The 10,706-nt window shown below is 74.1% G+C and carries 10 protein-coding genes; 9 read left to right on the top strand and 1 reads right to left on the bottom strand.

Annotated features, from left to right (window positions below; translation table 11 throughout):
- The 8 genes from ACFV0Q_RS31105 to ACFV0Q_RS31070 all read left to right on the top strand — a co-directional run.
- A partial coding sequence (locus tag ACFV0Q_RS31105; protein ID WP_385009781.1) for an acyltransferase domain-containing protein occupies positions 1-873 on the top strand: 873 nt, incomplete at its 5' end.
- On the top strand, positions 861-3,404 hold the full coding sequence (locus ACFV0Q_RS31100; RefSeq protein WP_385009779.1) for an SDR family NAD(P)-dependent oxidoreductase: 2,544 nt from the start codon (positions 861-863) through the stop codon (positions 3,402-3,404). The genes ACFV0Q_RS31105 and ACFV0Q_RS31100, both read left to right, overlap by 13 nt.
- Positions 3,401-4,948 (top strand): Gfo/Idh/MocA family protein, encoded by a 1,548-nt coding sequence (locus ACFV0Q_RS31095; RefSeq protein ID WP_385009777.1) that lies wholly within the window; start codon positions 3,401-3,403, stop codon positions 4,946-4,948. The genes ACFV0Q_RS31100 and ACFV0Q_RS31095 overlap by 4 nt, the downstream gene beginning before the upstream one ends.
- Positions 4,945-5,955: a hypothetical protein gene (locus ACFV0Q_RS31090; RefSeq protein ID WP_385009775.1), complete on the top strand. Its 1,011-nt coding sequence runs from the start codon at positions 4,945-4,947 to the stop codon at positions 5,953-5,955. The genes ACFV0Q_RS31095 and ACFV0Q_RS31090 overlap by 4 nt, the downstream gene beginning before the upstream one ends.
- Positions 5,952-7,274, top strand: a complete 1,323-nt coding sequence (locus ACFV0Q_RS31085; RefSeq protein ID WP_385009773.1) for a hypothetical protein — start codon at positions 5,952-5,954, stop codon at positions 7,272-7,274. Before ACFV0Q_RS31090 ends, ACFV0Q_RS31085 begins: the two co-directional genes overlap by 4 nt.
- Positions 7,267-7,920, top strand: a complete 654-nt coding sequence (locus ACFV0Q_RS31080; protein ID WP_385009771.1) for a 4'-phosphopantetheinyl transferase — start codon at positions 7,267-7,269, stop codon at positions 7,918-7,920. The genes ACFV0Q_RS31085 and ACFV0Q_RS31080 overlap by 8 nt, the downstream gene beginning before the upstream one ends.
- A gap of 18 nt (positions 7,921-7,938) precedes the next feature.
- The gene (locus ACFV0Q_RS31075) at positions 7,939-8,745 is read left to right on the top strand and encodes a WbqC family protein (protein ID WP_385009769.1); all 807 of its coding nucleotides are present in this window, start codon (positions 7,939-7,941) and stop codon (positions 8,743-8,745) included.
- Entirely contained in the window at positions 8,742-9,422 is a 681-nt protein-coding gene (locus ACFV0Q_RS31070) for a PIG-L deacetylase family protein (RefSeq protein ID WP_385009767.1), read from the top strand. The genes ACFV0Q_RS31075 and ACFV0Q_RS31070 overlap by 4 nt, the downstream gene beginning before the upstream one ends.
- Here the strand turns inward: ACFV0Q_RS31070 and ACFV0Q_RS31065 are convergent.
- A complete protein-coding gene (locus ACFV0Q_RS31065) occupies positions 9,409-9,759 on the bottom strand; it encodes a hypothetical protein (RefSeq protein WP_385009765.1) in 351 nt (116 codons plus the stop codon). The genes ACFV0Q_RS31070 and ACFV0Q_RS31065 overlap by 14 nt on opposite strands.
- A 215-nt stretch (positions 9,760-9,974) precedes the next feature.
- On the opposite strand from ACFV0Q_RS31065, the gene ACFV0Q_RS31060 reads away from it, so the two are divergent.
- Positions 9,975-10,667 (top strand): TetR/AcrR family transcriptional regulator, encoded by a 693-nt coding sequence (locus tag ACFV0Q_RS31060; protein WP_385009763.1) that lies wholly within the window; start codon positions 9,975-9,977, stop codon positions 10,665-10,667.
- Positions 10,668-10,706 lie beyond the last annotated feature (39 nt).

Here is a 10,706-nt window from a genome sequence, read left to right as displayed (position 1 = left end):
GCCGGGCGGTGGCTGTCGCGGACCGAGCACTGCCAGGTCGCGACGCTGCTGGTGAGCACCGTACTGGGCGACTGGCTGACCGCCCTCGGCGTGCCGGGCGACTTCCACCTGGGGCACAGTTTCGGCGAGGTGTCCGCCCTGGCGGCCGCCGGGGCCCTCTCCTTCGAGGACGCGCTGCGCACCGCCCACCGGCGCGGAGTGATCGCCGGCCGCACGCGCGGCGGGCCCCCGCAGGGCATGGCCGTGCTCTTCACCTCCCCGGCGGAAGGGGCCCGGCTGATCGGGCCGGACGACACCGACGTCGTGATCGCCAACTGGAACGGACGGCGGCAGATCGTCCTGGCCGGGGAGGCCGACGCCCTGGCACGGGTCCTGGACCGGGCCGCCGGAGAGCGGATCGAGGCCCGCGCGCTGCCCATCGAGCGCGCCTTCCACTCGCCCCTGCTGCGGGAGGCCGTCCCGGCGTACCGGGAGTTCCTCGACGGCGTCCCGCTCTCCGCTCCCCGCGCCCCGGTGTACGAGACCCGAACGTCCCGCCCGTACCCGCGGGACGCGCGGCCGGACGGGATCCGCGCGAGCCTCGCCGACCAGTACGTCCTGCCCGTCTACTACGAGACCATGATCCGTGACGCCTACGACCGCGGCGCGCGCGTCTTCGTGGAGACCGGCCCGAAGCGGGCCCTGTCCTCGCTCGTGACGGAGAACCTCCCCGCGGAGGCCGAGGGGGTGCGGAGCGTCCACCTGCTGCACCCCAAGGGCGGGGAACCGGCCCAGCTACGGCGTGCGGCCGCCCAGTTGTGGGCGATCGGCCTGACCGACACCGCACCGGACCGCGCCCTGACCACGATGGAGGCCGCGACATGCTCGGACTGATACCCATCGCCTCACCCGTCCCGCCCACCGCACCCGGCGCCCGCGTCGAGTCGCGGGCCCCGTGGCGCGACCTCGCGGGCCGTCGGGTCCTCGTGGTCTCGGACGGGGAGGGCCTCGCCGCCGAGATCGCGGAGCGGCTCGCCGCGGCGGGGGCCGAGGCCGAGGCCGTGACCGTACGCGAGACCGTGCGGGCTCACGCCTCCCGCTACCGCGGGCGGCTGCTCGGCGCCGGGGAACTCGCCGGACGCCTCACCTCCGGACCGCTCCCGGACTGGGTGTTCTTCCTGCCCGGCTACACCGCCCGGGCCCGCCCCGAACAGCGCTTCCGCCCCGAGGAGGGCCTTTACGTCCACGGGGTGGCACGGACGCTGTTCCACATCCTGTCCGCGGTCGGACGGCGCTGGGTGGAGCGCGGATCGGGCGGCTTCGCCGTGGTCACCCGCGCCGACGGAAGCTTCGGACTGACCGGCGCGCGCTCCGCCGACGCGCTGGCCGGACTGCTGCACGCAACCGCCCGCGCGCTGCACGTCGAGCTCCCGGCCGTGCGGACCGTCGCCCTCGACATCGGCGCGTCCGTGCCGCCCGGGGCCACCGCCGACCGGCTGCTGGACCTCGCGTCCGACGCCACGTACGGCCACACCGAACTCGGGCTCGCCGGATCCGCCGCGTACACCACCACGCTGGTTCCGGCCTACGAGCAGCCCTCCGACGTACCGGGCGCGGACGGGCGGCTGCCGCTGGAGCGGGGCGACACCGTCCTGGCCACCGGCGGCGCGCGGGGCGTGACGGCCCGGGTCGTACGGATGATGGCCGAGGAAGTGCCGTGCCGTTACGTGCTGCTCGGCACCACCGATCTGGTGGACGTGAAGGCGGCCCTCGGCGTCGGCGACCGCGACGAGCTCCTGCACATGTCGCCGGAAGCGCTCGGCGAGCACAAGCGGCGCCAGTTCGCGGCCATGCGCCGCGACGACCCGACCCTGCTGCCGCCCGCCTTCGAACGGCACTGGGCGCGGATCGCCGGCTCCCTGGAAGTCCTCCAGACCGTGACGCACCTACGGGACCTGGGTGCCCGCGCCGAATACCGGCGCCTCGACGTCACCGACGGCCCGGCGGCGCGCCGCTTCGCCGAGGAGACCGTCCGGGCCGGCGGCCCGGTCCAGGCCCTGCTGCACGGCGCGGGTGTGGAGACCAGCAAGCCGCTGTGCGGCAAGACCCGGGAATCGTGGGAGCGCACGATCGCCGTCAAGGCGGACGGGCTCTACAACCTGAGCCCGGCGCTCGGCGACGCGACCCGCCTGATCATGCTCTTCGGCTCGGCGGCCGGAACGTACGGCAACCCGGGGCAGATCGACTACGCCGGGGCGAGCGAGTTCCTCACCACCGCCGCGCACCGGCTGGCGGCGGACTTCCCCGCCGCACGGGTGCGTTCGGTCGCCTGGCCCGCCTGGGCCGAGGTGGGGATGGCCGTACGCCCGTCCTCCCGGGCCGCCCTGGAGGGCCGCGACATCCCGTTCATGAAGGTGTCCGAGGGCCTGGCCTGGGCCGGAGCACTGCTGCGCAGCCCGAGCCGGGTTCCCACGTGCCTCACCCTGGGCTACCGCGGCATGCCCCCCGAAACCGCCGTCACCCGTGCCACGGCACCGTGGAGTTCCCTCCGGGCGGGCAGGGGGAGGCTGGTGGACCTGTGCCACGAGACCGGCCCGGAACGCTGGGAGACGAGGTGGACGTACCAGCCCGGGCTCGACGCGGGCCTCGCCGACCACCGGGTCGACGGCAACGTCCGCGTCCCCATGGCCTTCTTCCTCGAACTGGTGTGCCAGGCCGCGGCCGCCTGCCTGGACCGGCCCGGCGGCTTCTCCCTCCGGGACCTGCGGATGCACCAGCCGCTCGTCCTGGCGCCCGACCGGCCCAGAGAACTGCGGACCACGCTGGTGCGGGAGTCCGACGGCAGCCTGCGCGTGAGCGTGGAGAGCTCGCCGGTGCGCCCCGACCACGGGCGGGTCCCCGTCACCCTCCGGCACGCGAGCGCCGCGGTGCACCCGCCGACCGGGGACCGGACCCCGCCCCGGCTGATCGAGACCGACCTGCCGGAGTCGGAGCCCGTGCCCCTGGACGGCCTCGCGGAACAGTTCGCCACCCAGGGCATCACGTACGGGCCGGCGTTCCGCGGGACCCTCTCCTGCCGGCGCGAACGCCACGGGGGCCTGCGGCTGGCCCGGCTGCGCACCGAAGGAGCCCTGGCCGCCGACCTGCGAGGCCCGTCCTTCTTCGACGTCGGCCTGCTCGACCTCGCCCTCCAGACGCTGGCAGGCCACCCGGGCGCCCGCACGGGAGGCCTGCCCACGGCCCTGACCGAAGCCGTGGTCCACACCGCGCCCGGCGCGGGCCACCGAGAGGGCTGGGCCGCCGTCGACACGCGGGACGAACGCCTGAACGTGACGCTGGCCGACCCGGCCGGCCAGGTCCTGGCGGAGATACGCGGACTGGAACTCACCCGGCGCGAGTCAGAGGGAACAGGGAAGGCAACGTGAAGAATCTCCTCGTGGTCGGCGTAGGTCCCCACGCGCGCCGCAACCACCTGCCGACGCTGACGGCCGGCCGGGAGGCGGGCCTGGTCGGCACCGTCATCGGCGTCGACCTCCAGCACGCCGCCGATGAGATCGCGGCCTTCAACGCGGCCGCCGCCGGACAGCCGTTGCCCGTCACCCTCATCGCCCCCTTCGACCCGGCCTGCCGCACCCTGCCCGCCCCGGTGCGCGACACGCTCGACCGCCTCGTGCGCGAGCACGCCATCGACGCGGTCGTGGTCTCCACCGAGCCGGCCTTCCACATGGTCTACACGCACTGGGCCCTCGGCCGCGGTCTGAGCGTGCTGCTCGACAAACCGCTGAGCGTGCACACCAACTGCTCCGTCGACCCCTACCGCGCCTCGGCGATCCTCACCGATTTCGACGAGGTCCTCGGCCGCTACGAGGCCGTGCGCCGCACCCGCCCCGAAGTCCTGGTCGCCGTACAGTGCCAGCGCCGCCACCATCCGGCCTTCCTGCGCATGCGGGAGCTGATCGCCGAGATCGCGGAGGAGACCAACTGCCCGCTGACCTCGGTGCAGTCCTTCCACAGCGACGGCCAGTGGCGCATGCCCAACGAGCTCATCGACATCTCCTACCACTCCTTCGACCAGGGCTACGGCAAGTGCGCCCACTCCGGCTACCACTTCTTCGACATCGTGCCGTGGCTGCTGCGGGCGGGCGAGACACCCGGCAAGGAGCTCGACAGCGTGGAGGTGCACGCCAACTTCAGCCGTCCCGGCGACTTCCTCGCCCAGCTCGACCTGGACGACTACGCGCGGCTGTTCCCCGAGTTCGAGGCCGGCAACCCCTACACGCAGAGCCAACTGCTCACCGCCACCGAGTCGTTCGGCGAAGTCGACGCGTTCGTCTCCATGGCGTACAAGAGCGGCGGCCGGACCATGACCCTCGGCAGCATCAACCTCGTGCACAACGGCTTCTCCCAGCGCGGACGGTTCGCCCCGGCGCGCGCCAACCTCTACAAGGGCAACGGCCGCGTCCGGCACGAGAGCCACATCCTCCAGCAGGGCCCCTTCCAGGCGATCCACTTCCACTCGCTCCAGACCCTGGCCGGCGACGGGGACGAGGAGGACGGCGACGCCTACGGCATCGGCGGCCGGGGCCACATCGAGGTGCACGTCTTCCGCAACAGCGGCTTCAACCCGCGCTGGAAGAAGTACGAGACGCTCGACTACGACGCGCTGTCCACCGTCACCGCGTCCGGTCCCCAGGAGCCGACCCAGTCCTCCTCCCGGCGCCGCGCCGTGCAGGAGTTCCTGGAGTACGTCAACGGTCTGCGCGGCCGCGAGGAGATGTCCTCGGAGCTCGTCGACCACCGGCGCGGCTCCACCCTCATGGCCGGGGCCTACCTGTCGGCCGCCCAGCAGTGGACCGGCGGCCCGGCGGTGGCCCGACTGGACTTCCGGCCGAACGAGGGCGCGGCGCCGCGCCCGGACGCCGGGCCGGGAGGCGGGAGCACCCCCGATCTGATGGACGTGTCGCTGTGAGCGCGGCCGCGGTGGAGGACCCCGCCACGGGCCTGCCCAGCCCCGCCGCCCTGCTCGGCGACCAGCTGCCCGGCGTACTGGCCGACTGCCGGGCCCACGTCGGCCCGGTCACCGCCGTCGAACGGCTGACCGGCGGCAACGTCAGCCACGTGTTCCGCGTGGAGGGAGCGCACGGCTCCGTCGTCCTGAAGGTGCGCACGGCCGTCTTCGCCCGCATCCCCTCCCTGCGCACGGACCCGGCGTACATCGCCGACGAGCGGCGGGCCCTCGACGTGTACGGGGCGCTCGTGCCCGCCGTGTTCCCGCGCGTCCTGGCGTTCCGCCCGCGGGCCCACGCGATGGTCATGACCGACGTCTTCCCCGACCGGCGCCCGTACGAGGCCCACCTGCGCGAGCGCCCCGCCACCGACGGCGAACTCCTGCGCCTGGGCGCGGCCGTGCGGCGGATCCACGGGGCGACCAGGGACGTACGGGTCGCCATCCGCTCCCAGGGCGACCTGTGGTTCCGCGACCACGTCTTCGGCTACGCCCTGCGCGGCAGCGGACACCCCGCGCTGGACCGGGTGTGCGAGGAGCTGCGCGCGCAGGAGCCGCAACAGCTCGTGCTGGGCGACCTCGCGCCCAAGAACTTCTGCCTGGCCGAAGGCCGGTTCGCCGTGTGCGACCTCGACAACGTGCACCGCGGCCGGCCCCTCTTCGACGTCGGCTACCTGCTGGCCCATCTCCTGATCCACCACATGGCGTGGCCGCGCCTGCTGCCCGCCCTGACGGCCACCCTCGTCGGCGCCTACCACGCCGACCGCCCGCCCCCGGGGCGCGAGGCGGGCCTGCTGGCGGCCGTGGCCGCCGGGGTGGTCCTGTACCGGCTGGACAACGCGACGGTCCCCTACGCCCTGGGACTCCCGGCCGACGCGCGCACGCGGCTGCGGGACGCGGTGGTCGGGCTGCTGGACCGGGGCGCGTTCACGCCGGGCGAACTGGCGGCCGGAATGGCCGGTGCCGCATGACGCTCTCCGCCCCCGGCCACCTGCACGACGAGGAAGAACGGGCCCTGGCGGCCCTGCGGGCCCGCGGCTACGAGGTGCGGGACGTCCAGGGGATCGCCCGCGACCAGCGGCCCTTCGCCGTACGGGTCACGGCGTCCCACCGGCCCCTGTCCCACGGCGTCGGCCTCCAGGACGAGACGCTCGAACTGGGCGGAGGCGACTTCGCCAACGTCCACACGCTGCGGGTCCGCCTCGCGGACGCGCACGTGGAGGCCGTGTCCGGCCCGGCCGGACTGCCCCTGCGCGACTGGTGCGGGGCCGACGGCGTCGCGGCCGTCAACGGCTCCTTCTCCTTCATCTCCGACGAACCCGACCACCGGCCCGCCGAGCCCTGCCTGGACTTCTGCGTCCGCCGCGGGGAGATCGTCAGCCTGCCGACCGTGACCAAACCCGCCTTCCTCGTACGCCGCGGACGGCCGGTCCTGCGCACCCTGCCGGCGACCGGGACGCTGAGCGCGGGCGGCTGCGTCCGCGCCTGGATCGGGTCCAAGGAGCCCGGAGCCCCGGACGCCGTCCGCCGGGGCGCGCTCGCCGTGTTCGGCGCCGCCAACTGCACCATCCGCTACGCCGACAACGCGCTCACCGGCTTCACCCGCCATGTGGACCGGGCGGGAAACACGACCCCGCGGGAGGACGGTGTCGTGGACGCCGTCGTGGCGCGCACCGCACCCGGCGTCCACACCGTCCGCAGCATCCATCCGGGCGGCGGGGCGGACCTGTTCACCGGCAGCTACGTCCTGCGCGTCGCGGCCGCCTTCGCCCGGCCCCTGGCCGTGGGCACCGAGATCCGGGTGACCGGCGTCGCGGGCATCGCGGCGGACGACCTCGCCTGCGGACTCTCCGCCGGCCCGAACGCCGCCGACGCGGCCGCCGGGGAGGTCGCCGCCTACGACGCGAGCCTGGGCGTCTCCCCGTTCCGGCCGGTGCGCTACGCCCGCACCCTGCTGTGGCAGCGGGGCGGCACGCTCTGCTTCCGCCTGTTCGACGGCGCGCCGCTGACCGATTCCTTCCGGGGGCTGACCCCGCTGGAGGCCGCCCGTCACCTCAGACGGTCGGGCGTCGACCCGCGTCACGCCTACCACCTCGACGGCGGCCAGTCCTCCAAGATCGCGTTCCGGGAGGGGGAGGGGCGGAGCCTCGAAGTGGTCGGGAACCTCCACTACCTGCGGTGGCCCAGCGCCCCCGAGACCGCGTTCCGCTGGCAGGGCCTCGACGGCCGCCTGCTGCACAGCGCCTTCGTGGTGCGACCCGCCGGGGTGGGGGAGGTGCCCCGTGCTTGACCGGGTCCTGCCCCGTCCCGTCGCCGTCACGGAGGCGTACGAGGACCCCGCGCACGCGGTCCTGTACCGCAGCGAGTGCGAGGTGGTCCGCAACGCCGTCGGCAAGCGGCGCCGCGAGTTCACCACGGTGCGCTGGTGCGCGCGCCACGCCCTGGTCCGCCTCGGCGAGCGGGCGGGCCCTGTGCTGCCCGACGCCCACGGCGCGCCCCGCTGGCCCGCCGGCGTCGTCGGCAGCATGACCCATTGCGCGGGCTACCGGGCGGCCGCGGTGGCCCGCAGCGCCGCCTACCAGGTCCTGGGCATCGACGCCGAGCCGGACGAGGCCGTACCGCCGGCCGTCCTGGACATGGTCGCCCTGCCCGGCGAGCTGCGGCGGCTGTCCGCGCTGCGGGAGGCGGACCCCACGGTGTCCTGGGACCGCCTGCTGTTCAGCGCGAAGGAGGCCGTGTACAAGGCCTGGCATCCGCTGACGGGCCGTCCCCTGGGCTTCCTCCAGGCGGACGTCGTCCTCGCGCGCGACGGCACCTTCACGGCACGCCTCCCGCCCTCGCCGCTCGACGTGCTGCGCGGCCGGTGGACGGCGGGCCGGGGACTGCTGCTCACGGCGGTCGCCGTACCGGCGTACGGCCGCTCCCGTACGGCCTGAGAACGGGGAGGGACCTCCATGCGCGTATCGGCACACCAGCCCGGGTACCACCGGCACCTCTACTACTTCTACAAGATGGCGGTCTCGGACGTCTTCGTGTCGCTCGACCACGTCCAGTTCGCCCGGTCCGACTGGCAGAACCGCCAGGCGTTCGTCTACGGGGGCGCCCGCCGATGGCTGACCCTTCCGGTGCGGTCGGGCCGGGACCCGATCCGGGAGAAGACCCTGGCGGACCCGGCGGCCGTGCTGGCGTCCCACTGGGACCGCATCGCGTCGGTCTACAAGGCGACCCCCTACTTCGGCGACTACGAGGAGGCCCTGGGCGCGGTGTACGCGGCGCCCTGGACGCACCTCATCGACCTGTGCGACGCGCTGACCCACCTCGTGCGCGGCGGCCTCGGCATCACCACGCCCTACCTGCGCGGGTCGGACCTCGTGGGCGCGGCCGCGGGCACGAAGGGGACGATGCTGGCGGAGGCGGCCCTCCGCGCGGCCGCCGCCGTACCCGCCTCCCGCCGGGCCTCCCCGGTCACCTACCTCGCCTGCGCACATCCCGTACGCCCGGACCACTACCTGCGCCGCCCCTCCAGGGAGGACCCGGGGAGGACGGAGTACGAGGTCATGGAGGCGCGGGGGGTGCGCGTACGGGCCTTCGACTACCGCCACCCCCGCTACGCGCAGGCCCAGCATCCGGCGGACCTGCCGTTCCAGGCGGAACTCACCGCATTCGACCTGCTGTTCAACCACGGCCCCGAGGCGCGGAGCATCCTGCTCGGCGGCGGTCCCGGGAAGCGGCCGCGGCTGTACCCACTGGGAGGGAAATGAAGAGCGTCCTGGTCGTCGTCGCCCACCCCGACGACGCCGAGATATCGATGGGCATGCGGATCCGCTGGTACGCCGAGCAGGGGGCGCGCGTACGCGTGCACTGCCTGACGACGGGGGCGGCGGAGGCGGACGGTACACGGCCGAGGCGGGACGAATGCCTGAGCGCGGGCGCCGTCCTGATGGTCGACGAGTACACCTTCTCCGACATCCCCGACACCCGCTTCGTGGAGCACCGGGGGAGGATCAACGCCGACCTGTTCGCGGTCTTCGACGAGGCCCGCCCGGACGTCGTCTACACGCACCACCCGCAGGACCAGCACCTCGACCACGCCGTCACGGGGGACGAGGTGACCGCCGTGGCCCTGCGGGAGGCCATGGGGCTGTGCTACTTCCGCTCCCCGTACAGCACCGGCTTCGAGCCGACGATGTTCTTCGTCGGCGCGCGGGAGCTGATGGACGCCAAGGTCAAGGCGCTGGAGTCGTTCACCTCGCAGCGGCAGCTGGACATGGACGTGTTCCGGCAGCTGGGGGCGGTCGCCCACCGCCAGCACGTCCACCACCGGGTGGTGGAGCGGTTCGGCGAGGAGGCGGCCTACTGCGAGATGTTCCGCGTCCACCGCTCGATCGAATTCGGCGGCGCGCCTCCGGGCGTCGCCCCGGATGTCAGGCGGGCGTGAAGGCGTCCACTTGCGCGTCGTCCAGGACGAACCCGTTGTCGAGGCGGACGCGCACCGTGACCGGGAACGCCTGTGCGTGGAAGGCGGTCCACGCGGGCTCCAGGGCGCCGACCCGCTCTTCGAGCTGCGTCCTGCTCTGCGGGGGCATGGCGTGACCGAAGTCGTCGAGGAGCGAGCTGAGGCGCGCGTACTCGCGGACCTCGTGGGTCTCCTGCCGCTGGTGTTCGACCACCTGCTCGACGGTGCCCTCGGTGCCCGCCGCCAGGGACAGGGTCCCGGCGGCGACACCGGTCGCCGTCACCGCGTCGCCCAGCCGGACGTCCGCCGCCAGCTTCACCCGCTGGCCTTCCTACTGGTTCAGGGGGACTTTCGTCTCTCGGGGCCGGGCCGGGCCGGCCCGGTACGTCCTGGCAGTCCACTCGTAGCGCCACTGCCGTCTGATGTGCGGCCAGCCTACGGACCCGACGGCGATCAAGGGAACCTCGGCCGGGGGGACGGAACCAAGGGTCTTGCGAACTTGTTCGTAACGAACATGTTCGTCACGCTCGAACCATGACGCCGACGACCCCAGCGCCCCGCAGCCGCCGCGAGCGCCCCTCCAAGCCCGCGCTCACCCACGACGGCATCATCGCCACCGCCGTCGGGCTGATGCGGGCCGAAGGACTGCAGCGCGTCACGATGCGGCGGCTCGCGCAGGAGCTCGACACGGGTCCGGCCTCGCTGTACGTGTACGTGGCCAACACGGCCGAGCTGCACGCCGCCATCCTGGAGGAGCTCCTCGGCGCGGTGGACCTGAACCCGCTGGCGGGGGAGGGCGACTGGCGGGACCGGCTCGCCGGCGTCCTGACGTCCTACACGGACGTGCTGTTCGCGCACCCCAGCCTCGGGCGCGCCGCACTGACGGCCCGCCCCTGCGGCCCGAACTACCTGTCCCTGGTCGAGGCGATCCTCGCCCTGCTCCACGAAGGCGGCGTCCCCGACGCGCAGGCGGCCTGGGGCGTGGACGTGCTGCTGCAGGTGGCCACCGCCACCGCGGCCGAGCAGGCCACCCGCGACCGCGACGCCTCCGCCGAGGCCGAGCACAACGCCCTCGCCTCCGCACTGCACGGCGTCACCGCCGACACGCACCCGCGCATCGCCGCGCTCGGCGGCGACCTGATGTCCGGCAGCCCCGAACAGCGCCTGGCCTGGATCTTCCGCGCCGTCATCAACGGCACGTCCGTCACGCCGCGCACCACACCGTGAGCATCCCCCGATACGAATCGAGGACCACATGAGCAGCAC

This window comes from Streptomyces sp. NPDC059564 (genome assembly GCF_042735575.1).
Taxonomy (GTDB): domain Bacteria; phylum Actinomycetota; class Actinomycetes; order Streptomycetales; family Streptomycetaceae; genus Streptomyces.
Note: the sequence above shows the minus strand (reverse complement) of the source record. Positions and strands in the feature narration are given on the sequence as shown.

Excerpts from the sequence above, each read along its gene's own strand:
- ACFV0Q_RS31100 (WP_385009779.1), top strand. The coding sequence starts at position 861 with ATGCTCGGACTGATACCCATCGCCTCACCCGTCCCGCCCACCGCACCC.
- ACFV0Q_RS31085 (WP_385009773.1), top strand. The coding sequence starts at position 5,952 with ATGACGCTCTCCGCCCCCGGCCACCTGCACGACGAGGAAGAACGGGCC.
- ACFV0Q_RS31075 (WP_385009769.1), top strand. The coding sequence starts at position 7,939 with ATGCGCGTATCGGCACACCAGCCCGGGTACCACCGGCACCTCTACTAC.
- ACFV0Q_RS31070 (WP_385009767.1), top strand. The coding sequence starts at position 8,742 with ATGAAGAGCGTCCTGGTCGTCGTCGCCCACCCCGACGACGCCGAGATA.
- ACFV0Q_RS31060 (WP_385009763.1), top strand. The coding sequence starts at position 9,975 with ATGACGCCGACGACCCCAGCGCCCCGCAGCCGCCGCGAGCGCCCCTCC.